At 70.5% G+C, this 20,508-nt stretch carries 20 protein-coding genes; 8 read left to right on the top strand and 12 right to left on the bottom strand.

The window, feature by feature from the left end:
• Positions 1 to 27 precede the first annotated feature (27 nt).
• Positions 28 to 942, bottom strand: a complete 915-nt coding sequence (gene htpX / locus ABUW04_RS29215) for a zinc metalloprotease HtpX (RefSeq protein ID WP_380567396.1) — start codon at positions 940 to 942, stop codon at positions 28 to 30.
• A 324-nt stretch (positions 943 to 1,266) separates the two neighbouring features.
• Here htpX and ABUW04_RS29210 point away from each other — a divergent pair, with 324 nt between their 5' ends.
• A complete protein-coding gene (locus tag ABUW04_RS29210; protein ID WP_380567395.1) occupies positions 1,267 to 2,913 on the top strand; it encodes a S53 family peptidase in 1,647 nt (548 codons plus the stop codon).
• 213 nt (positions 2,914 to 3,126) lie between these two features.
• On the opposite strand, the gene ABUW04_RS29205 is transcribed toward ABUW04_RS29210, so the two are convergent.
• From ABUW04_RS29205 to mca, 3 genes are all read right to left on the bottom strand, one after another.
• Positions 3,127 to 4,188, bottom strand: coding sequence for a HoxN/HupN/NixA family nickel/cobalt transporter (locus ABUW04_RS29205; RefSeq protein ID WP_380567632.1), 1,062 nt, complete (start codon positions 4,186 to 4,188; stop codon positions 3,127 to 3,129).
• A gap of 142 nt (positions 4,189 to 4,330) precedes the next feature.
• On the bottom strand, positions 4,331 to 4,552 hold the full coding sequence (locus ABUW04_RS29200; protein ID WP_037594321.1) for a hypothetical protein: 222 nt from the start codon (positions 4,550 to 4,552) through the stop codon (positions 4,331 to 4,333).
• A gap of 60 nt (positions 4,553 to 4,612) precedes the next feature.
• Positions 4,613 to 5,497, bottom strand: a complete 885-nt coding sequence (gene mca, locus ABUW04_RS29195; RefSeq protein ID WP_030250000.1) for a mycothiol conjugate amidase Mca — start codon at positions 5,495 to 5,497, stop codon at positions 4,613 to 4,615.
• An 81-nt stretch (positions 5,498 to 5,578) separates the two neighbouring features.
• Here mca and ABUW04_RS29190 point away from each other — a divergent pair, with 81 nt between their 5' ends.
• From ABUW04_RS29190 to greA, 3 genes are all read left to right on the top strand, one after another.
• Positions 5,579 to 7,042, top strand: a complete 1,464-nt coding sequence (locus ABUW04_RS29190; protein WP_380567394.1) for an RNA-guided endonuclease InsQ/TnpB family protein — start codon at positions 5,579 to 5,581, stop codon at positions 7,040 to 7,042.
• Positions 7,043 to 7,106: 64 nt separating this feature from the next.
• The gene (locus tag ABUW04_RS29185; protein ID WP_030249998.1) at positions 7,107 to 7,514 is read left to right on the top strand and encodes a DUF4307 domain-containing protein; all 408 of its coding nucleotides are present in this window, start codon (positions 7,107 to 7,109) and stop codon (positions 7,512 to 7,514) included.
• Between the two features lie 174 nt (positions 7,515 to 7,688).
• The gene (greA, locus tag ABUW04_RS29180) at positions 7,689 to 8,186 is read left to right on the top strand and encodes a transcription elongation factor GreA (protein ID WP_030249995.1); all 498 of its coding nucleotides are present in this window, start codon (positions 7,689 to 7,691) and stop codon (positions 8,184 to 8,186) included.
• A gap of 69 nt (positions 8,187 to 8,255) precedes the next feature.
• On the opposite strand, the gene ABUW04_RS29175 is transcribed toward greA, so the two are convergent.
• The 3 genes from ABUW04_RS29175 to ilvA form a co-directional block, all read right to left on the bottom strand.
• Positions 8,256 to 9,128 carry an ABC transporter permease gene (locus ABUW04_RS29175; protein ID WP_030249994.1) on the bottom strand — a complete coding sequence of 291 codons (873 nt, stop codon included), beginning with the start codon at positions 9,126 to 9,128 and terminating at the stop codon, positions 8,256 to 8,258.
• Positions 9,128 to 10,165: an ATP-binding cassette domain-containing protein gene (locus tag ABUW04_RS29170; RefSeq protein ID WP_380567391.1), complete on the bottom strand. Its 1,038-nt coding sequence runs from the start codon at positions 10,163 to 10,165 to the stop codon at positions 9,128 to 9,130. Before ABUW04_RS29170 ends, ABUW04_RS29175 begins: the two co-directional genes overlap by 1 nt.
• Positions 10,166 to 10,264: 99 nt before the next feature.
• Positions 10,265 to 11,482 (bottom strand): threonine ammonia-lyase, encoded by a 1,218-nt coding sequence (gene ilvA / locus ABUW04_RS29165; RefSeq protein ID WP_030249988.1) that lies wholly within the window; start codon positions 11,480 to 11,482, stop codon positions 10,265 to 10,267.
• Between the two features lie 81 nt (positions 11,483 to 11,563).
• On the opposite strand from ilvA, the gene ABUW04_RS29160 reads away from it, so the two are divergent.
• The gene (locus ABUW04_RS29160) at positions 11,564 to 12,097 is read left to right on the top strand and encodes a MarR family winged helix-turn-helix transcriptional regulator (protein ID WP_380567389.1); all 534 of its coding nucleotides are present in this window, start codon (positions 11,564 to 11,566) and stop codon (positions 12,095 to 12,097) included.
• 19 nt (positions 12,098 to 12,116) lie between these two features.
• On the opposite strand, the gene ABUW04_RS29155 is transcribed toward ABUW04_RS29160, so the two are convergent.
• Entirely contained in the window at positions 12,117 to 13,280 is a 1,164-nt protein-coding gene (locus ABUW04_RS29155; RefSeq protein WP_030249984.1) for a cystathionine gamma-synthase, read from the bottom strand.
• A gap of 114 nt (positions 13,281 to 13,394) precedes the next feature.
• Here ABUW04_RS29155 and ABUW04_RS29150 point away from each other — a divergent pair, with 114 nt between their 5' ends.
• Both ABUW04_RS29150 and ABUW04_RS29145 read left to right on the top strand, forming a co-directional pair.
• On the top strand, positions 13,395 to 14,207 hold the full coding sequence (locus ABUW04_RS29150; RefSeq protein ID WP_380567387.1) for an aminoglycoside N(3)-acetyltransferase: 813 nt from the start codon (positions 13,395 to 13,397) through the stop codon (positions 14,205 to 14,207).
• Positions 14,208 to 14,315: 108 nt separating this feature from the next.
• Positions 14,316 to 15,791: a M48 family metallopeptidase gene (locus ABUW04_RS29145; protein ID WP_380567386.1), complete on the top strand. Its 1,476-nt coding sequence runs from the start codon at positions 14,316 to 14,318 to the stop codon at positions 15,789 to 15,791.
• 15 nt (positions 15,792 to 15,806) lie between these two features.
• Here the strand turns inward: ABUW04_RS29145 and ABUW04_RS29140 are convergent, their stop codons facing one another.
• The 3 genes from ABUW04_RS29140 to ABUW04_RS29130 form a co-directional block, all read right to left on the bottom strand.
• Complete coding sequence (locus ABUW04_RS29140) at positions 15,807 to 16,364, bottom strand: FHA domain-containing protein (RefSeq protein WP_380567385.1); 558 nt, start codon at positions 16,362 to 16,364, stop codon at positions 15,807 to 15,809.
• 66 nt (positions 16,365 to 16,430) lie between these two features.
• On the bottom strand, positions 16,431 to 17,675 hold the full coding sequence (locus ABUW04_RS29135; RefSeq protein WP_030249976.1) for a L,D-transpeptidase: 1,245 nt from the start codon (positions 17,673 to 17,675) through the stop codon (positions 16,431 to 16,433).
• Between the two features lie 246 nt (positions 17,676 to 17,921).
• Positions 17,922 to 18,251 carry a hypothetical protein gene (locus ABUW04_RS29130; RefSeq protein ID WP_030249974.1) on the bottom strand — a complete coding sequence of 110 codons (330 nt, stop codon included), beginning with the start codon at positions 18,249 to 18,251 and terminating at the stop codon, positions 17,922 to 17,924.
• 73 nt (positions 18,252 to 18,324) lie between these two features.
• Between ABUW04_RS29130 and ABUW04_RS29125 the strand changes: the two genes are divergently transcribed.
• On the top strand, positions 18,325 to 18,594 hold the full coding sequence (locus ABUW04_RS29125; protein WP_030249971.1) for an LPXTG cell wall anchor domain-containing protein: 270 nt from the start codon (positions 18,325 to 18,327) through the stop codon (positions 18,592 to 18,594).
• A 388-nt stretch (positions 18,595 to 18,982) separates the two neighbouring features.
• Here ABUW04_RS29125 and ABUW04_RS29120 read toward each other — a convergent pair whose 3' ends face one another.
• Positions 18,983 to 20,419: a cystathionine beta-synthase gene (locus ABUW04_RS29120; protein ID WP_030249969.1), complete on the bottom strand. Its 1,437-nt coding sequence runs from the start codon at positions 20,417 to 20,419 to the stop codon at positions 18,983 to 18,985.
• Between the last annotated feature and the right edge of the window lie 89 nt (positions 20,420 to 20,508).

Raw genomic sequence — 20,508 nt, 5'->3', positions numbered from 1 at the left:
CGGACCACCCGGGTCACATCGGCTGGTTCAAGCGACCGGCTGGTTCAAGTTACTGGAGATCTTGGCGAGTTCCTCCAGTCGGCGCTCCAGGCTGGGGTGGGTGGAGAACAGCCGCATCACGCCGGGCCCGCCCTTGCCGTCGGCGGGGGTGAACAGGAAGGCGTTGAAGGGCTGCGTGGTGCGCAGGTCCTTGTCGGGGATGCGGGCGATGTCGCCGCTGACCTTGGTCAGTGCGGAGGCCAGCGCCGAGGGGCGGCCGGTCAGCTGGGCGGCGGAGCGGTCCGCGGCCAGCTCCCGGTAGCGGGACAGGCTCCTGATGAGCAGGAAGCTGATCACATAGACGCCGGCGGAGACCCCCACCACCGCCCCGATCAGCGCGGCCGAGGTCGGATCGCGCCGTCCGCGCAGCAGTTGGGAGTAGAACGCGAACCGGACCAGCAGCCCGGCCAGCACGCCGAGGAAGGAGGCCACGGTGATGACCGCCACGTCGCGGTGGGCCAGATGCGACAGCTCGTGGGCGACCACGCCCTCCAACTCGTCGGCCTCCAGCCGGCGCAGCAGCCCGGTGGTGACGCAGAGCACGGCGTGGTCGGCGCTGCGGCCGGTGGCGAACGCATTGGGCAGATCCGTCTCGGCGACGGCGATCCGTGGTTTGGGCAGGTCCGCCATGGTGCACAGCCGGTCCACCAGACCGTGCAGCTGCGGCTGTTCCTCGGCGCTCACCTCGTGGGCGTGCAGGGCGAACAGCGCGATCCGGTCGGAGAACCAGTACTGGGCCGCCAGCAGCCCGGCGGCGATCAGCACCACCGCGATCCAGGACCTGAGCAGGACCACCAGCGCCGCCATGAAGCCCACGTAGAGCAGTCCCAGCAGGAACAGCGTGAGCAGCATGCGGGCGGTCAGTCCCCGATCGGGCGCGAAACGGCCCTGGTTGGCACTCATCTCCGGATCGGACTCCTTCGTCTGCGGTGCGGCCACCACGTCCACAGCCTGCTTCCACTATCCGGGTCCGGCCGCCGGACGACCAGGGCCGGACCGGGCCGTTCTGCCCCGCGGCCGCCACACGGTCACCCTCGGCACCGTGCGCACCCTGCACAACACGGACACCGGAGGACACGCGGCGTTCACGCGGGGGGCAAGGGTTATCCCGCTTATGCGGGGGACAGCGCGCTCCTAGCGTGAGACCCGACCGCTTCCGGCGCCTCAGCGCACAAGTCCCCACCGGGACAAGGACGCTGCGCGCTCATCCGTCCCAGGAGGACACCCGTGAAGTTGCCCCTCCGCGCCGCCATCGGACTGCTGGCCGCCCCCCTGCCCATCATCGCGCTGGCCGTCGCCCCGGCCGCCCACGCCGCCGTTCAGCCGAACACCCAGAAGACCGCGCTGAGCAGCGACGTCCTGCCCGCGATCGCCCACTCCACCCGCACCGGCCAGGTCGCGGCGAACAAGGCGATATCCGTCACGGTCAGCCTTGCCCAGCGCGACCCGGCCGGACTGCAGACGTTCCTGAAGCAGGTCACCGACCCCGCGTCGAGCCAGTACAAGCACTACCTGACGGCCAAGCAGTTCGCGGACCGCTTCGGCGCCTCCAGCGCCACCGTCAGCCAGGTCACCGACTACCTGCGCTCCCAGGGCCTGACCGTCGGCGCGGTCACCGGCAACCACCTGACCCTGCAGGCCAGCGGCACCGCCGCCCAGGTCCAGAAGGCCTTCGGCACCACCCTGGCGACGTACCACGACGCCAGCACCAAGCGGGACTTCTACGCGAACACCGCGGCCCCGGTGCTGCCGGCCGCGATCGCCTCGGCCGTCACCGACGTGTCGGGCCTCAACACCTACGCGCAGTACTCGCACTACAGCACCAAGAAGGTGGTCCCGCAGGCCACCGCCAAGGCGGTCACCGGGCTCACCCCGACCAAGGCCCGTTCGGGCTACAACGTCACCTCCGCCATCAGCGCCGGCTACACCGGCTCCGGGGTGACCGTGGGCCTGCTGGAGTTCTCCGGCTTCAAGCAGTCCAACATCACCACCTACGACAGCTACTTCTCGCTGAGCCCGTCCACCCCGGTGGTCCGCAGCGCGGGCGGCGGCACCACCGACCTGTCCGGTGAGGACGAGGTCGAGCTGGACATCGAGGTGGTCCAGGCGCTGGCCCCGAAGGCCGCGATCAAGGTCTACGAGGCGCCCAACAGCGACGCCGGCGAGGTCGCCGTGTACGCGGCCCTGGTCAGCGACGACGTCCCGGTGGTCTCCATCAGCTGGGGCATCGACGAGGCCGACGAGACCGCCAGCAACCGGGTCGCGCTGGACACCGACTTCCAGGAGGCCGCCGCCCAGGGGCAGTCGGTCTACTCCGCCTCCGGCGACAGCGGCTCCGACGACGCCGGCAACGGCGGCACCTCCGTCGACTTCCCGGCCTCCGACACCTACGTCACCGGTACCGGCGGCACCACCCTGACGCTCACCTCGGCCGGCGCCTGGAGCAAGGAGACCGCCTGGTCCGGCAGCGGCGGCGGCATCTCCTCGTACTTCAAGACGCCGTCCTTCCAGAGCTCGGTCAACACCGGCACCTACCGCGACGTCCCGGACGTGGCGGCCGACGCCAACCCGAGCAGCGGCTGGGCGATCTACACCGAGGGCGCCTGGTACGAGTTCGGCGGCACCAGCGCGGCCGCGCCCAACTGGGCCGCGTTCACCGCGATCTACGACAGCGAGGCGGCGGCCAAGTCCAAGTCGGCGCTGGGCTACGCCAACTCCTCGATCTACGCGCTGGCCTCGTCCAGCTACAGCACCGCCTTCCACGACGCCAAGACCGGCAGCAACGGCGCGTACAGCGCCGGCACCGGCTACGACAAGGTGACCGGCTGGGGCAGCTACAACGGCGCGGGCTTCCTCACCGCGGGCCTGGGCTGACGCCCTAGGGGGACGCGACGGCGGGGCCCGGTCTTCCGGGTCCCGCCGTTGCTTTGGTGCGGACCGTAGATGGTTTGTCGCGCACGCTTTTCAGCAAGCAGAGCCCCGCGCCCCTGGGGGTCTGCAACTGGCCCAGTTGCAACCAGCTAGGGGCGCGGGGAACTGCGCGACAAACCAGGGCACACGCCGCACCCGAAGTCCCGCCAGAAACCACTACGCCGCGTCGCGCAACCCTTCGGACCACTTCTCCTCGACCCGCCCGTACCGCCAGATCAACAGCGCAGCGACCCACGTGGCCACGAACAGACCCACGATGACGAACCCCACGTTGTTGAGGTCCAACCCGGCCACCCACCCGATCGGCCCCCCGCTGACATCAAGCTCCTCGGCGACCAGCGAGGTGATCTCGATACCGCCGATGATCACGGCCACCACCACGCTCAGGCCGGTGATGGTGATGTTGTAGTAGACCTTGCGGACCGGCTTGGAGAAGGCCCAGTCGTAGGCGAAGTTCATGAACGAGCCGTCGATGGTGTCCAGCAGCGACATCCCGGCGGCGAAGAGGACCGGCAGCACCAGGATCGCGTACCAGGGCAGTGCGAACGCCGACGCGCCGCCGGCCAGCACCAGCAGTGAGACCTCGGTCGCGGTGTCGAAGCCGAGCCCGAACAGCAGCCCGACCAGGTACATCTGCCAGGGCTTGGTGACGGTCCGCATGATCGGGGCCAGGATGCGGTTCATCAGGCCGCGCTTGGCCAGGTGCTCCTCCAGCTCGACCTCGCTGTAGGCGCCGGTGCGCATCTGCCGGAAGACCTTGATGATCCCCCACAGCACCACCGCGTTCAGCACCGCGATGATCATCAGGAAGGTGCCGGAGACGGTGGTGCCGATCAGGCTGGTCCAGTGCTGCAGCCCGCTGGAGCTGTTCTCCACCTGGCCGGCCAGCGCCCTGACCCCCAGCGACAGCAGCGCGCACAGTCCGAAGACCACCGACGAGTGGCCCAGCGAGAACCAGAACCCGACCGAGAGCGGCCGCTGCCCGTCGGCCATCAGCTTGCGGGTGGTGTTGTCGATCGCGGCGATGTGGTCCGCGTCGAAGGCGTGCCGCATGCCCAGGGTGTAGGCGGTGACGCCCATCCCGGCGCCGAAGAGCTGGGTGCCGACGGTGTAGTGGGCCGGCGCCACGACCGCCAGCAGCGTGAACCAGCCGATGACGTGCAGGCCGACGACGAAGGCGGCCATCCCGCCCATCCGGGCCCACTCCCGCGGGGTCAGCGATCCGCGGATCCGCGCCAGCGTTCCAGCGCGCACATCTGTACCAGCCACGGCACACCCCTCCTGGTCGGTGACGACTCGACCACGTTAGGGGCTGTGGATGTGTAGTTGCAACTAATGTGCAATAGCGAGAGAGCTGCGACTACGGCTCGACGGTGGGCTTGGGGGCCGCCTTGGGCTGCGGCTCCGGCTCCTCGACGAAGTCGACCCGCCCGAGGGAGCGGTTCATCGCCTTGAGGATCCACCAGGTGCCGATGCCCAGCACGGCGAACACGACGAAGCCCAGGATGCCCGGGGTGACCTTGTTGTCGTCCAGGGCGAGCAGGGTGGTGGCGGCGCCGTGCGCCGCTGCGAGGGAACTCATGCCCCTATGGTCCCCCCACGGCGTTCGCGCGGGGGGACCGGGGTCGGGTCGTGCGGGTCGTCAGACCTGGACCACGTCGGCGGTGATCCCGGCGAACAGGTCGTCCTCCGGCAGCGAGGTGTCCACCAGCGAGCGCGCCAGCTCGTAGTCCTCGGTCGGCCAGACCTCCCGCTGGATCTCCAGCGGGATCCGGAACCACGGCCCGTCCGGGTCGATCTGGGTCGCGTGCGCCAGCAGCGCCCGGTCCCGCACCTCGAAGTACTCGCCGCAGGGCACCCTGGTGGTGATCTCCCGGGGCTTGCGGTCGCTCTCGTCCCAGCGCGCGATCCACTCCGCGTAGGGCGACTCCAGGCCGCGCTCCTTCATCGCCGCGTCCAGCGCCTTGATCCGGTTCAGCGAGATGCCCTGGTTGTAGTAGAGCTTCAGCGGCTGCCACGGCTCCCCGGCGTCGGGGAAGGCGTCCGGGTCGCCGGCCGCCTCGAAGGCCGCCATGGAGATCCTGTGGGTCATGATGTGGTCCGGGTGCGGATACCCGCCGTTCTCGTCGTACGTGGTCACCACGTGCGGCCGGAACGAGCGGATCAGCCGCACCAGCGGCTCGGTCGCCACCTCCAGCGGCTGCAGCGCGAAGCAGCCCTCGGGCAGCGGCGGCAGCGGGTCGCCCTCCGGCAGCCCCGAGTCGACGAAGCCCAGCCAGGCCTGCTTGACCCCGAGGATCTCGCGGGCCGCGTCCATCTCCTTGGCCCGCACCTCGTGGATGTTCTCCTCGATCCAGGGGTCGCCCTGGAGCTTGGGGTTGAGGATCGACCCGCGCTCACCCCCGGTACAGGTCGCCACCAGTACGTCGACGCCCCGCGCCACGTACGAGGCCATGGTGGCCGCACCCTTGCTGGACTCGTCGTCCGGGTGCGCGTGTACCGCCATCAGTCGCAGCTGCTCAGTCAACGCCCCAAAGCCCTTCGTCGGTATTGCGTCCTCCTGGACAAGGCTAGAGGCGCTGTCCTTGTTCCAAGTACCGCACTTGTCGTGCCCGACATCCGCTCTCCAGGCTCTATGCCATGTTCTGCCATGCTCTGCCACCCCGCAGAAACGGTTCAGCTTCGCAGCGGCGGGGCGATGCTGGCTGAGGGCGTGAGAGCTCGCGACAAGGAGGTGGCAGTGAAACGCCGGCGTGGACACAAGGCAGTGCTGGAGCTGACATCAGAGCAGGTCACCGTCCTGGATCAGCAGGGCCACGCCGCTCGGGCGATGTGGAATCTGCTGCATGACTGGTGGACCATGGCAGGGACCTGCCCGCAGCGGCGAGCCTCGCCGACGCTGGCCGATCAGCACATCCGACGGGCTCGCCGGGAACTCCCATGGCTCGCCGATCTCCCGGCACAGGCCGCTCAACAAGTACTGCAAGCGTACTTTCAGGCATGGAAGAACTGCTGGGAGGGTCGCGCCGCAGCCCCGGCCTTCAAGTCCCGCATCCGCTCCCGGATGTCCGTGGATGTGCCTCAGGCTCGCGACCTGCACATCAAACGCCTGACCCGCAGGTGGGGGCAGGTGCGGATCCCCAAGGTCGGACTCGTCCGATTCCGCTGGACCAAGGATTTGCCCGGCACGACCAGGTCGGCGCCACCGGGCCGAGTGACCGGTGCACGGCTGGTGAGGGAGACCCACGGGTGGCACATCGTCTTCCGGACCGAGGTCCTGACCGAAGCTCCTCTTCCACACCTGGGACCCGGCGTAGGGATCGACCTGGGGATCGCCAAGCCCCTCGCCCTGTCCGACGGCACCTTCCGCGAACACGCCTCCTGGGCGACCCCCGGGGAGAGGGCGCGGATGACCCGGCTGGAACGCAAGGCCGCCCGTCAACGCCAGGCGCGGAAACCCGGCGCACCGGCAAGCCGACGCCTGACACGGACATACGACCAGATCGCCCGGTACCGCGCGACAGCCAAGCGCCGTACCACCGACTGGCAACACCGGACCACCACCGAACTCGCCGACACGTTCGGCGTGATCGGGATGGAGGATCTGGCCATCAGCAACATGATCAAGTCTGCCAGGGGCGCTGTGGACGCCCCGGGCCACAGGGTCCGGCAGAAGGCCGGACTGAACCGCGCCATCACGGCCGAAGCCTGGGCGCGGACATCCGCATTCCTGACCTACAAACTGGAGCAGCGCGGCGGACACCTGATCAAGGTCCCCGCCATGAACACCTCCAGACGGTGTCATGTCTGCGGGCTCACCACACCAGGGGGCCGAGAAAGCCAGGCGCGCTTCGCATGCAAGAATCCGTTGTGCGGATGGTCCGGCAACGCCGACACCAACGCCGCATGCAACATCCAATTCCTCACCCAGCAACGAGCGCCCCAGGACATTGAGGGTGCCAGGACGTGGAGCCCTAGCCACCAGGCAGGCAACGAAGCGTCAACCACCTTGGACTCGCACCCGCAGGCCCAAGGAATCTCCTGGCCTAGGCCGGAGAGGATGTCAAAGTGACGGAACAGGACCCGCGGACATTCCGCGTTTCCGGGCCGGGCCACGCTATGGAGGCAAAAGTCCGATGGAGACTCCGACCAAGGTCGTAGCCGGGACCCCGCTTCCGGCCGGGCGCTACGGCGTCGATCCCGAGCAGCGCGAGCGGCGGATGCGGCGGGTCTACTACGCCTGCGTCGCGCTGGCGATCGCCGTGGTGGCGCTGGTCGGCTACAGCTACCTGGGCAAGGACTCGTTCAGCGGCCAGGTGGTGTCCTTCCAGGTGGACTCCGCCTCCCAGGTGCAGATCCACCTGGAGGTGTCCAAGCCGAGCGGCTCGTCCGGCAGCTGCACGGTGCGCTCGCGCGACGTCAACGGCAACGAGGTCGGCCGGGTGACCGTGTCCGTCCCCTCTGGCACCAGCACCTACGACACCGTGGTCACGCTGCGGACCTCGGGCCGGGGCACCACCGGCGAGCTGGTCAGCTGCTCCTGAACCGGTCCGGACCGTATTGACCGCGGCATGTTGGGTTGGAGTCCTCCCGGTCCGCTTCGGAAATTGTTAGGCTTCTGGTTTCGCCCCTTCCGGGGTAGATGTGCTCACACCACCCGGAAGTGGGCGTTGTCTGTTATCCAAGCCGGACCACACATGTACCTACGAGGAGCACCCGTGACCCAGACCAGCGAGAACGTGACCTGGCTCACCCAGGATGCGTACGACCAGCTGCGCGCCGAGCTGGAGCACCTGTCGGGTCCTGCACGCGCCGAGATCACCCAGAAGATCGAGGCGGCCCGCGAGGAGGGCGATCTCAAGGAGAACGCCGGCTACCACGCGGCCCGCGAGGAGCAGGGCAAGATGGAGCTGCGGATCCGCCAGCTCAACCAGCTCCTGGAGCGCGCCCAGGTCGGCGAGGCCCCGGCCGACAACGGCGTGGTCGGCCCCGGCATGGTCGTCGTCATCGCCTGGGACGGCGACGAGGACGACACCACCACCTTCCTGCTGGGCTCCCGGGAGGCGTCCTCCGACGACCTGGAGACCTACTCGCCGCAGTCCCCGCTGGGGCGCGCGATCGACGGACGCAAGGTGGGCGAGACCGCGACCTACGAGCTGCCCAACGGGCGCAAGACCAGCGTGAAGATCCTGTCCGCCAAGCCGTACCAGGGCTGACGTACTTTCCGGCTGCGGACCGTAGCTGGTTCCCCGCGCCCCTGAAGGGGCGCGGGGAACTGCGCAGGCTCAGCCGACCGCCGAGCGGTACTTGCGTACCGAGAGCCACGAGAACAGCGCCATGATCAGCAGCGACCAGCCGATCGACACCCAGACCGCGTGCACCATCGGCCACACCGTGGCCTGCGGTGCGGGCGGCGGCAGCAGATTGCCGAAGAGCTGGCGGGCCGCCTGGACCGAGGCGCTGAAGGGGTTCCAGTAGGCCACCGGCTGCAGCCAGCCGGGCATGCTGCTGACCGGCACGAACGCGTTGGAGACGAAGGTCAGCGGGAACAGCCAGACCAGCCCGGCCGAGGTGGCCGCCTCGGGGCTGCGGACCGAGAGCCCGATCAGCGCGCCGATCCAGGAGAAGGCGTAGCCGAGCAGGAGCAGCAGCCCGAAACCGCCCAGCGCCTTCAGCACCCCGTCGTGGATCCGCCAGCCGATGATGAAGGCGACCACTCCCAGCACCACCAGCGTCAGCGCGCTCTGCACCAGGTCGGCGATGGTCCGCCCGACCAGCACCGCGGAGCGGGCCATCGGCAGCGAGCGGAACCGGTCGACCAGTCCCTTGTTCATGTCCTCGGCGATGCCGGCCGACGCGCCGGCCACCGCGAAGGTCACCGTCTGCGCGAAGATGCCGGCCATCAGGTACTGCTTGTAGGTGTCGGCGTTGCTGGGCGCGCCCGGGATGGTGATCGCGCCGCCCATCACATAGGTGAAGAGCAGCACGAACATCACCGGCTGCAGCATCCCGAAGACCACGATCTCGGGGATCCGGGTCATCCGGCGCAGATTCCGCTTGGCGACGACCCAGGAGTCGCGCAGGGCCTGCACCGCGCCGCCGCGCTGGACGGGCGTTGCGCGGCCGATCGCGCCGGTGGTCGTGGTGGTGGCTGACATCAGGAGTCCTTCCCTTCAACGGCAGCGCCCACGGTCGCCGCGGCGTCCCCGGCCTCGCCCACCTCGTCGCTGTCGCCCTCGCCCTCGCTCTCGTCGCCGAAGGTCGCGTGCCCGGTGAGCGAGAGGAAGACGTCGTCCAGGGTGGGGCGGCGCAGGCCGATGTCCTGGATCACGATGGTCCGGGCGTCCAGCTCCCTGATGACGTCGGCGAGGACGCTGGCGCCGCCGCTGACCGGGACGGTGATCCTGCGGGTGTGCCGCTCCACCGCGGGCTCGCCCTTGGCGTACGGGGCCAGCGCCTCCACGGCCTGGGCGAGGTGGGCCGGGTCCTCGACCACGATCTCCACCCGCTCGCCGCCGATCTCCGCCTTCAGCTCGTCGGCGCTGCCCCTGGCGATGACCTTGCCGTGGTCGACCACGGCGATGTCGTGCGCCAGGCGGTCCGCCTCCTCCAGGTACTGGGTGGTGAGCAGCAGCGTGGTGCCCTCCCCCACCAGGGTCTCGATCACCTCCCACAGCGCCATCCGGTTGCGCGGGTCCAGGCCGGTGGTGGGCTCGTCCAGGAACATCACCGGGGGGCGGACCACCAGGGCCGCGGCCAGGTCGAGCCGGCGGCGCATACCGCCGGAGTAGGTCTTGGCGGTGCGGTTGGCGGCGTCGGAGAGGTTGAACCACTCCAGCAGCTCCACCGCCCTGGCCCGGGAGTCGCGCGGGCTCATCTGGTAGAGCTCGCCGACCATCTGCAGGTTCTCACGCCCGGTCAGGTACTCGTCCACGGCGGCGTACTGGCCGGACAGGCCGATCAGTCCGCGCACCTGGTTGGGGTGCTTGAGCACGTCCACCCCGGCCACCACGGCGCGCCCGGAGTCCGGCCTGAGCAGGGTGGTGAGCACCCGGACCATGGTGGTCTTGCCCGCACCGTTGGGGCCGAGCAGCCCGAGCACGGTGCCCTCCGGGACCTCCAGACTGACCCCGTCCAGGGCGTGCACGTCCCCGAAGGTCTTCACCAGGTCCTCTGCCTCAATGGCCGCCGCCATCGCTCACTCCCCGTGTCGTGCCGTGTCGTCCTGTGTCGTCGTCCCGTGTCGTGCCTGGTGACCAGCCTCGCCGGGATCCGGACGGTGCGCGACCCGGCGTCAGCTCTGCCGCAGGATCGGGTAGCCCGACCGCCGCAGCTCCGACACTACGGTCTCGCAGTGCTCGGGGCCCTTGGTTTCCAGATGAAGGTCGACTTCGGCCTCGCCCAGGTCCAGCTTGGGGTCGGTGCGCACATGGGCGATGTCCACGACGTTGGCGTCCACCCGGGTCAGCGCTACCAGCAGGGCGGCCAGCGCGCCGGGGCGGTCGGTGATCCGCAGCCGCAGCGAGAGGTAGCGGCCCGCGGCGACCATGCCGTGCCGCAGCACCCGCTGCAGCAGCAGCGGGTCGACGTTGCCGCCGGAGAGCACCGCCACCACCGGGCCCTCCAGTTCGCCGCTGTGCTCCAGCAGGGCGGCGACGGTGCTGGCGCCGGCCGGCTCGACCACCAGCTTGCAGCGCTCCAGGCAGATCAGCTGGGCCCGGGCGAGCGCGTCCTCGGTGACCGTCAGCACCCCGTCCGCCAGCCGTTGCACGATCTCGAACGGGATGTCACCCGGACGGCCCACCTGGATGCCGTCGGCCATGGTGGAGAAGCCGTCCAGGCTGACCGGGTGGCCGGCCGCCAGCGAGGGCGGGTAGGCGGCCGCGCCGGCCGCCTGCACACCGACCACCTGGACGTCCGGCCGCAGTTGCTTGACCGCGGTGGCGATCCCGGCCAGCAGCCCGCCGCCGCCCACGCCGACCAGGATGGTGCGGACCTCGGGGCGCTGCTCCAGGATCTCCAGGCCGACGGTGCCCTGCCCGGCGACCACGTCCTGGTGGTCGAAGGGGTGGATCACCACGGCGCCGGTGCTCTCGGCGTACTCCAGCGCGGCGGCCAGCGTCTCGTCGAAGTTCTCGCCGGCCAGCCGCACTTCGGCCCCGTACTCGCGGGTGGCGGCGACCTTGGGCAGCGGGGCGGCGACCGGCATGAACACGGTCGAGTGGACTCCCAGGGTGGTCGCGGCCAGCGCCACGCCCTGGGCGTGGTTGCCGGCGCTGGCGGCCACCACGCCGGCGGCCCGCTCGACCGGGCTCAGCCCGGCGATCCTGACGTAGGCGCCGCGCAGCTTGAACGAGCCGGTGCGCTGCAGGTTCTCGCACTTCAGGAACACGGGGGCGCCGAACAGCCGGGAGAGGTGCCGGCTGCCCTCCATCGGGGTGACCCTGGCCACCCCCGACAACATCTTGTGGGCGCCGCGGATGTCGTCGATCGTGATGGGCCAGGAGTTCATAGGCTTCAGCGTAGGGCGTTGCACCGTTACGCTCTGGAGGGCTCTCTGAGCAGCTCAGCGGAACGACAGATCGTGACGACGATGACTCCAAGCAATGGGGGAGCGACCCCCCGCACCCCCGCGGAACCGCAGCCGGTGGGCGTGAGCCACCCGGACGCCTCGGCGGCGGCGGCCGAGGACGTGCTCTACGACCGGCTCCAGTACCAGGTCGCGATCTTCGCGCGCCGGGTGGAGCAGGTGCGCATGGGCGGGGTGGGCGATCAGCGCAACTCCATGGACCGGGCGGCGTTCCTGCTGCTCAACCGGCTGGACTGGACCGGGGCCGTCGGTGTGAAGGCCCTGGCCCAGGCGATGGGGATCGACTCGTCCACGGTGACCCGGCAGGTCGCCCCGCTGGTGGACTGCGGCCTGGTGGAGCGGGTGCCCAATCCGGACGACGGGCGCGCGGTCCTCCTGGAGCTGTCCCCGCTCGGCCGGGAGCGGCTCCAGGAGGTGCGCGAGTCACGGCAGTTGATGATGCATCAGCTGCTGGACGGCTGGTCCGGGGAGGAGCGTGAGCAGTTCTGCGAGCTGCTCACGCGCTTCAATGCGTCGATGCAGGTCTTCCGGCCGTGACCGCTTCGGCGCCACGCACCTACTTCAGCGCCTCGCCCAGGTCCGCCAGCAGGTCGTTCACCGACTCGATGCCCACCGAGAGGCGGACCAGGTCGGCCGGCACCTCCAGCGCGGAGCCGGCCGCCGAGGCGTGCGTCATCCGTCCGGGGTGCTCGATCAGGGACTCCACGCCCCCGAGCGACTCCCCCAGGGTGAACAGCCTGGCCCGGTTGCAGACCTCGACCGCGGCCTCCTCGCCGTCCTTGTGACGGAACGACACCATGCCGCCGAAGGCCTTCATCTGCTTGACCGCGACGTCGTGGCCCGGGTGCGAGGGCAGCCCCGGGTACAGCACCTGGGACACCTTGGGGTGCCCGGTCAGGAAGTCGGCGACCCGGGCGGCGTTCTCGCTGTGCCGGTCCATCCGGATGCCCAGGGTCTTGATGCCGCGCATGACCAGCCAGGCGTCGAAGGGGCCGGCCACCGCGCCCATGGCGTTCTGGTGGTACGCCAGCTCCTCGCCCAGCGCGACGTCGTCGGTGACCAGCGCGCCGCCGACCACGTCCGAGTGGCCGCCCATGTACTTGGTGGTGGAGTAGACGACCACGTCCGCGCCCAGCGCCAGCGGCTGCTGGAGGTAGGGGCTGGCGAAGGTGTTGTCGACCACCAGCGTCGCGCCGGCGTCGTGGGCGATGTGCGCGAGCGCGGCCACGTCGGTGATGCCCAGCAGCGGGTTGCTCGGCGTCTCCACCCAGATCACCTTGGTGTTGGGCCGCACCGCCGCCCGTACCGCCTCGGGGTGGTGGGTGTCCGCCACCGACCACTCCACGCCCCAGCGCGACAGCACCTTGGCGAACAGCCGGAAGGTGCCGCCGTAGGCGTCGTTGGGGATGACGATGTGGTCACCGGGCTTGGTGACCGTCCGCAGCAGGCAGTCCTCGGCGGCCAGCCCCGACGCGAAGGCGAGCCCGCGGCGGCCGCCGTCCAGCGCGGCGAGGTTGGTTTCGAGGGCGGTACGGGTCGGGTTGGCGGAGCGGCTGTACTCGTAGCCGCCGCGCAGCCCGCCGACGCCGTCCTGCTTGTAGGTGGAGACCTGGTAGATGGGGGTGACCACGGCCCCGGTCTGCGGATCGGCCTCCTGCCCGGCATGGATGGCCAGGGTCTCGAAGGCGTGGTTGTGCTCGTGAGGGTGCGAGGTGCTCATGGGATCCGAGCGTAGTCCGAAACCGCGCCGTTCAAGCAGCGCTGCCCCCGGTGGCCCGGCCGGCCCGCGGAATTCAGTGGTGCACCGGGCTGTGGATGGGCACACTCACGTGCCATGACGATGCCCCAGCCGCCGGCCGGTCCGATGTGCACGCGCGACTCGATCGCCTCCGAACTGCGGGCGGCCGGGGTGCGTTCCGGCGAGACCCTGCTGGTGCACTCCTCGCTCAGCTCGCTGGGCTGGGTCTGCGGCGGCCCGGTCGCCGTCGTCCAGGCGCTGCTCGACGTCCTCGGCGACAACGGGACCCTGGTGGTGCCGGCCCATTCCGGCGACAACTCCGATCCGGCCATCTGGGTCAATCCGCCGGTGCCGGAGGGCTGGTGGCCGGGCATCCGTGCCTCGATGCCGGCCTACGACCCGCTGACCACGCCGACCGACGGCATCGGTGTGGTGCCGGAGACCGTCCGGACCTGGCCCGGCGCGCTCCGCAGCGCCCATCCGCAGACCTCCTTCGCCGCCGTCGGTCCGCGCGCCGCGGAGATCCTGGACGACCATGCCCTGGACTGCCGGCTCGGCGAGCGCAGCCCGCTGGCCAGGCTGGAGCAGGCCGGGGCGCGGATCCTGCTGCTGGGCGCCGGCTTCGGCTCCTGCACCGCGTTCCACCTGGCCGAGTACCGGATCCCGGCCCCGCTGGTCGATGTCTCCTTCGCGCTGACGACCCCGCAGGGCCGGCGCTGGGAGACCGTGCGCGACACCTCGATCGACGAGGACCGCTTCGACGAGCTGGGCGCGGCCTTCGAACGGGACCGCCCGGTGCTGCGGGCCACGGTGGGGGCGGCCCAGGTCCGGCTGTTCCCGCTGGCCGACGCCGTCGCCTACGCCGCGGTCTGGCTGGCCGAGCACCGTCCGCAGCCGACCCCCGGCTGAGCGGCACCACCCGGCCGGAGACGCACGGTCACGGCACCCGCTACGATCCGGTCCTCGCTGTTCGAGATGTCGCACAGATGTGCATCTCCTGAGAGGGGCCGTTCTTCCATGCGTACGTCCGTGCGCGCCGTCCAGGCGCTCACCCTGCTGGCCGGCTTCTACGTGATCGCGCTGGGCTTCCTCGCCGCGCTGGTGCTGATGGACGTCGAGATCCTCACCCATCTGGACTCCGGCGCGAGCGCCGGGGCGCTCAAGCTGGTGCTGCTCAGCGTGGTGGTGGCGATCCCGCTGGTGCGCGGGGTGTTCCTGGTGCGCCGCCCCAGGGACGAGGCACCGCCCGGCGTCACCGTCGCCGCGGAGCGGCAGCCCGAGCTGTGGGCCCGGGTGCGCGGCCTGGCCGGGCAGGTCGGGACCAGGGCCCCGGACGAGATCCGGCTGATACCGGCGGTCAACGCCGCCGTCAGCGAGAACCCCAGGTTCCTCGGGCTGGTCCCGGGACACCGCCGGATGCTGATCGGCGTCCCGCTGCTGATCGGCCTGACCGAACCCCAGCTGGACGCGGTGCTGGCGCACGAGCTGGGCCACTACAGCAACAAGGACACCCGGCTCGCCGGGATCACCGTGCGCGGACGGCAGAGCCTGATCACCGTGATCCAGCACGCCAGGTCGAGCGGGCGCGCGATCACCGCGAACCTCTTCGCCGGCTACGCCAAGCTCTACATCCGGGTCTCCGAGTCGGTCGGCCGCCGCCAGGAGCTCAGCGCGGACCTGGCCGCGGCCCGGATCGCCGGCCGCGACCACGCCGCCGACGCGCTGCGCCGGCTCCCGATGCTGGACGCGGCCTACGACTTCTACCTGGACCGCTACGCCTCGGTGGGCTGGGAGGCGGGGCTGCTGCCGCTGCCCGAGGAGTTCTACGGCGGCTTCCGCTCGCTGCTGGCCGCCGAGGGTCGGCAGGAGGAGCTGGAGAAGCTGCGCCGGGAGCCGCCGGCCCAGGAGACCACCCCCTACGACTCGCACCCGCCGATCAGCGAACGGGTCGCCGCGCTGGAGGCGCTGCCGCCGGACGGACGCACCGTCACCGGGGCCGAGCGGCCCGCCCTGGCGCTGCTGCGCGAGCACGAGCTGCTGCTCTCCGCGGTGGCCGCGGCCGCGCTCTCCCCCGAGGCGGCCGACAAGCGTCCGGTGCCCTGGGACGAACTGGCCCGCGGCGCCGGCCGCACCGCCCTGGTCAACGACTGCGCCGTCGCCGCCGACGCCGCCCAGGCCGCCCTGGGCCGCCCGCTCACCGGCCTGGACGACCTGCTCGGCGCGATCGACGCGGGCTGGCTGGACGCCATCGCCGCCCGGCTCCCGCAGACCGACGCCGCCCCCCGCACCGCCGCCCACCAGGCCTTCCGCCCGCACCTGCTGCTGGCCCTGGTCGACTCCGGCCACGCCCGCTTCGCCCAGTCCTGGGACCAGGTGCTCCACCTCGAATTCGCCGACCCCACCACCACCGGACCCGCGGTCGACGCCGCCCTGGACGCCCTCGTCGCCACCCCGCCGGACACCGGCCCCTGCCGCTCCCTGGTCCGCCGGTGAGCGGCACCGACAGCGTCAGGAGAGCTTTCTCCGGCTCTCGATGCGGAAGACCGTGTGGCCGAAGGCGACCCGGTCGCCGGGGCGGACCGCGACCTGGCCGATGATGCGGCATCCGTTCACCAGGGTCCCGTTGGTGGAGGCGAGGTCGCGGAGCATCCACTCGTCGCCGATCCGGCGCAGCTCGGCGTGGGTGCGGGAGACCGACTCATGGGTGAGCCTGAGCTCCGACCCGGGCAGCCGGCCGATCCGCAGCACCGGGGTCTCCGGGCCCGGCAGCACCAGGGGCTGCAGTCTGGGCGTCTGCCAGGCGCCGCGCAGCCGTACGCCGAAGCGGGAGACCGACGCGACGGCGCGCAGCGCCAGCCGGGTGAGCCGGCCCTGGTCGGGCAGGTCCGCGATGAGTTCGTCCAGGTCGGCGCGGCGCTGGGCGGTGAGCGCCAGTTCGATCCTGCGGATGAAGGTGTCGGGCGACAACCGCCCCTGCACCGAGTGCTCGCGGAGCAGCCGGATCGCCCGGTCGCGTTCGGCGTCCGAGATCCGAGCCACCTGGGTCAGGGACTCCGGGGTCGTCATGATGGTGATTGTCCGGCCTGGCCCCGGGCTCCGTCCATACCGGTTCGTGGCGGGCCGGACGGGGAGTCAGACCGCGCTGCCGGCCTTCCAGCTGGCCCAGTCCAGGTTCCAGCCGTTCAGCCCGTTGGCCGGGTCCACGGTCTTGTCGCCGGAGTTCACCACCTCGACCACGTCGCCGGTGATGGAGCTGTTGTAGAACTTCGCCGCCGGGGTGCTGGAGTCGCCGGCGCCCTTGGTGTCGTGCATGGCGACGCAGCCGTGGCTGGTGTTCTCGCTGCCGAAGACCGAGGTGCTGGCCCAGTAGTTGCCGTGGATGAAGGTGCCCGAGGTGGTCAGTCGCTGGGCGTGCGGCACGTCCTTGATGTCGTACTCGCCGCCGAGGCCGACCGTGGTCGAGTCCATCCGGGTCTGCAGGAACTTCTCCGAGATGACCATCTTCCCGGCCCAGGTGGTGTGCTCCGGACTGCCGCCGGTGATCGGGTACGTCTGGGTGACCTTGCCGTCCCTGGTGACCGTGAGCGTCTTGGCGCTGAGGTCGGCGACGCTGGTCTGGCTGCGGCCGACGGTGAAGCTTATGGACTTGGCCTGGGTGCCGTAGACGCCGCTGGAGCCTTCGACATCCTTGAGCGCGAGGGTGAGGGTGACCTTGGTGCCGGCGGCCCAGTAGGTCTCGGGCCGGAAGTCCAGCCTGGTGCTGCTGAACCAGTGGCCGACGATCTCCACCGCCGGCGAGGCGGTGACGGTGATCGCCTTCTGCACGGCGGCCTTGTCGGTGACGGCCTTGTTGAAGTTGATCGAGACCGGCATGCCCACGCCCACGGTGGTGCCGTTGTCGGGGGTGAAGTAGCCGATGAAGGTCTTCTCCGGGGCGCCGGTGCGGAACGAGACGCTCTTGGTGGCCTGCACCTGGTCGGAGTCCGTGCCGACGGCCGCAAGGGTGTAGCCGGTGCCCGAACTGAGCCTGCCGGTGCTGGTCCAGCTCAGCTTGTCGGCGGCCAGCTCGCCGGCCACCTGCTTGCCGTCCGATCCGGTGAGGGTGACCGAGCTGAGCGTGCCGTTGCTGACGGCGACCTTCACCGGCTGGGTGAACACCGCGGACTTGGCGCCGTTGGCCGGAGTGGTGGTGATGGCGGCCTTGGACACCGGCGCGGCGCTGCTGCCGCCGCTGCCGCTCTTGTCCGAGGAGCCCGAGGAGCCGGAGGAACTGCATCCGGCGACCAGCGCCACCGGCGTCGCTATCAGTCCCGCCACGATCGTCCGCCTGGCCCAGGGGCCGCCCTTGCCCTTGCCTGACGTCGTCGTGTCGTCCACTGCTGCTCCTTCGTGTCGGCGGTGCACCGGTCGGCGTTGTCCCAGGTCCCAGGAGAGTTCACCCAAGTTATCTGATAGTCACATGAACATAGACCGAAACAACAGTTACATCCCAATCAGGAGCAAAGCCGACAGATGCTGACATGGCAACAGCATGGGGAGGGACGGTACGACGAAGGGCGGCCCCGGGACTCCGGAACCGCCCGCCTGCACTGCACCTGCCCCGCACATCGACCCGCTGGGTCGTTACTCCGCGTCGTAGAGGTCCCAGTCCTCGTTCTCCGGGTCGTAGTCGACCGGCTGGGACTCCCAGGTGGCCTCGGCCAGCTCCACCCCGGGTACGCCCTCCAGCATCGCCACCGGGTCGACGAAGTGTGCGATCGCCCCGGCCGGGTCGATCTCGATGGCGGCGACCGCCTCGGCGCGTTCCTCGTCCTCCAGGAACTCGTCGGCCCGTACCTGCTCCAGCGCCGCCACCTGGAGCGCCTTCTCGTCCGCGATCTCAACGATCAGTTCGATCTGCAGCCGGACGTAGCGCCGATCGGTGTTCTCAAGCCCACTGGTGTCACTAGTCATGGGTCCGAGGCTATCCAACGCCGCCCTGACTCATTAGCATCGTGCGGACCACGACACTCCGCTGGGAGCGACATTGACCACCCGCCGCCCGCTCACGATCACGGCCGTCGCCGCCGGCCTCGGCACCGCCGCCGCGCTGGCACTGGGCCCGATGGCCTCGGCCGCCACCTCCCAGGCGAGCCAGCGCGACGTGCAGAAGGCCGCCGCGCAGAGCAGCACCGGGGGCAGCACCGAGCAGCTGGCCGACACCGGGGTCGACACCACGCCGTACGCGCTGGGCGGGGCGGGCTTCCTGGTCGCCGGGGTCGGCATGATCTTCGTGAGCCGCCGCTTCGCGGGCTGAGCCCGCACGGCCCTGCCCGCGGCGCCGAACCGGCGCCCGGGGCACATCCGTCATGACACACCAGTAGGGCCGGTCCTCGAAGGACAGGCCCTACTGTCTCCGCTGAGTTCCCCCACCCGGGAACGCGGAGCCTGGTGCCGCGGGGATCGCCGCACCCTGTTGATCGGTCGGGACCGACAGGGGCGGGACGACGGCGTTCCCCGCGGGCGGGGACGCGGCCGGCCGGGTCAGGGCCGTCCGACGCGTCCTGAGGTGACTGCGGGTCCGGGAGCCGCTCCGGACTTTCGCTGCCACCACGCTCGGCTTCTTGCCGTGGTGACAACATTGCCCGGGTGTTGTTAAGCGCGTGCTGCCGGTACGTGTCGTAGGTGTACCAGTTGAAGGCGGTTCAGTGAACGCCGACACCGGTCCCGTGCGCCCCACCGAGCGCACCCCCGTGGGCGCTCAGGAACGCCAGCAGGTCCTGCCGGGTGACGATGCCCTGGGGCTTCCCGTCCACCAGGACGACCGCGGCGTCGGCCTTCTCCAGCACTCCCATCAGCCGGGTCACCGACTCGCCGGAGCCCACCACCGGGAGCGGGGGCGACATATGAGGGCCGATCAGGTCGCCCAGCTCGAACCGCTTCGCAAACAGACCGTCAAGGAGGTCCCGCTCCACCACCGAGCCGATCACCTCACCGGCCATCACATCCGGGTGCCCGGCCCCCGGGGAGACCACCGGCATCTGCGACACGCCGTACTCACGCAGAATGTGCACGGCCTCACCCACCGACTCGTTCGGGTGAATGTGCACGAACTGCGGAATCCCGTCGTGCTCCAGGCCGTCCTTCCTGGCGAGGACGTCGCCGGCCACCGCCTCCGGACCGCCCTCGTCCAGGAAGCCGTAGTCCTGCATCCAGTCGTCGTTGAAGATCTTGGAGAGGTAGCCGCGGCCGGAGTCCGGCAGCAGCACCACCACCACGTCCTCCGGGCCCAGCCGCTCGGCCACCCGCAGCGCCGCCACGACCGCCATCCCGCAGGAGCCGCCGACCAGCAGGCCCTCCTCCTTGGCCAGCCGGCGGGTCATCTGGAAGGAGTCCTTGTCCGAGACCGGGACGATCTCGTCGGCCACCGAGCGGTCGTAGGCGGTCGGCCAGAAGTCCTCGCCCACGCCCTCCACCAGGTAGGGGCGGCCGGTGCCGCCGGAGTAGACCGAGCCCTCCGGGTCCGCGCCGATCACCTGGACCGCGCCGTCGGAGACGTCCTTGAGGTAGCGGCCGGTGCCGGAGATGGTCCCGCCGGTGCCCACGCCCGCCACGAAGTGGGTGATCCGGCCGCCGGTCTGCTCCCACAGCTCCGGGCCGGTGGAGTGGTAGTGGCTGGCCGGGTTCTCCGGGTTGGAGTACTGGTCCGGCTTCCAGGCGCCGGGGGTCTCCCGGACCAGGCGGTCGCTGACGTTGTAGTAGGAGTCCGGGTGCTCCGGCGCGACCGCGGTCGGGCAGACCACCACGTCGGCGCCGTAGGCCCGGAGCACGTTGATCTTGTCGGTGGAGACCTTGTCCGGGCAGACGAAGATGCAGCGGTAGCCCTTCTGCTGCGCCACGATGGCCAGCCCGACCCCGGTGTTCCCCGAGGTCGGCTCGACGATGGTGCCGCCGGGCTTGAGCGCGCCCGACTTCTCCGCCGCCTCGATCATCCGCATCGCGATCCGGTCCTTGACCGACCCGCCCGGGTTGAAGTACTCGACCTTGGCGAGCACGGTCGCGCTGATGCCCTCGGCGACCTTGTTCAGCCGGACCAGGGGGGTGTTGCCGACCAGATCGATGATCGACTCGTGGTACCGCACGGGTTCTCCTCCGCGGTTTTTTGTTAGGGACGCACGGTTTGTCGCCCTGTTGGGATCAGACTAGTGGGGCAGACTGCCAAGGTAAGGAC

The sequence above is a fragment of the Streptacidiphilus jeojiensis genome, assembly GCF_042510965.1.
Lineage (GTDB): Bacteria > Actinomycetota > Actinomycetes > Streptomycetales > Streptomycetaceae > Streptacidiphilus > Streptacidiphilus jeojiensis.
Note: the sequence above shows the minus strand (reverse complement) of the source record. Positions and strands in the feature narration are given on the sequence as shown.

What these genes read in the sequence shown, in the direction of transcription:
- htpX (WP_380567396.1), bottom strand. Translation starts at nt 942, where the DNA reads ATGAGTGCCAACCAGGGCCGTTTCGCGCCCGATCGGGGACTGACCGCC.
- ABUW04_RS29200 (WP_037594321.1), bottom strand. Translation starts at nt 4,552, where the DNA reads ATGAGTTCCCTCGCAGCGGCGCACGGCGCCGCCACCACCCTGCTCGCC.
- ABUW04_RS29185 (WP_030249998.1), top strand. Translation starts at nt 7,107, where the DNA reads ATGGAGACTCCGACCAAGGTCGTAGCCGGGACCCCGCTTCCGGCCGGG.
- ABUW04_RS29175 (WP_030249994.1), bottom strand. Translation starts at nt 9,128, where the DNA reads ATGTCAGCCACCACCACGACCACCGGCGCGATCGGCCGCGCAACGCCC.
- ABUW04_RS29170 (WP_380567391.1), bottom strand. Translation starts at nt 10,165, where the DNA reads ATGGCGGCGGCCATTGAGGCAGAGGACCTGGTGAAGACCTTCGGGGAC.
- ilvA (WP_030249988.1), bottom strand. Translation starts at nt 11,482, where the DNA reads ATGAACTCCTGGCCCATCACGATCGACGACATCCGCGGCGCCCACAAG.
- ABUW04_RS29160 (WP_380567389.1), top strand. Translation starts at nt 11,564, where the DNA reads ATGACTCCAAGCAATGGGGGAGCGACCCCCCGCACCCCCGCGGAACCG.
- ABUW04_RS29155 (WP_030249984.1), bottom strand. Translation starts at nt 13,280, where the DNA reads ATGAGCACCTCGCACCCTCACGAGCACAACCACGCCTTCGAGACCCTG.
- ABUW04_RS29150 (WP_380567387.1), top strand. Translation starts at nt 13,395, where the DNA reads ATGACGATGCCCCAGCCGCCGGCCGGTCCGATGTGCACGCGCGACTCG.
- ABUW04_RS29145 (WP_380567386.1), top strand. Translation starts at nt 14,316, where the DNA reads ATGCGTACGTCCGTGCGCGCCGTCCAGGCGCTCACCCTGCTGGCCGGC.
- ABUW04_RS29140 (WP_380567385.1), bottom strand. Translation starts at nt 16,364, where the DNA reads ATGACGACCCCGGAGTCCCTGACCCAGGTGGCTCGGATCTCGGACGCC.
- ABUW04_RS29130 (WP_030249974.1), bottom strand. Translation starts at nt 18,251, where the DNA reads ATGACTAGTGACACCAGTGGGCTTGAGAACACCGATCGGCGCTACGTC.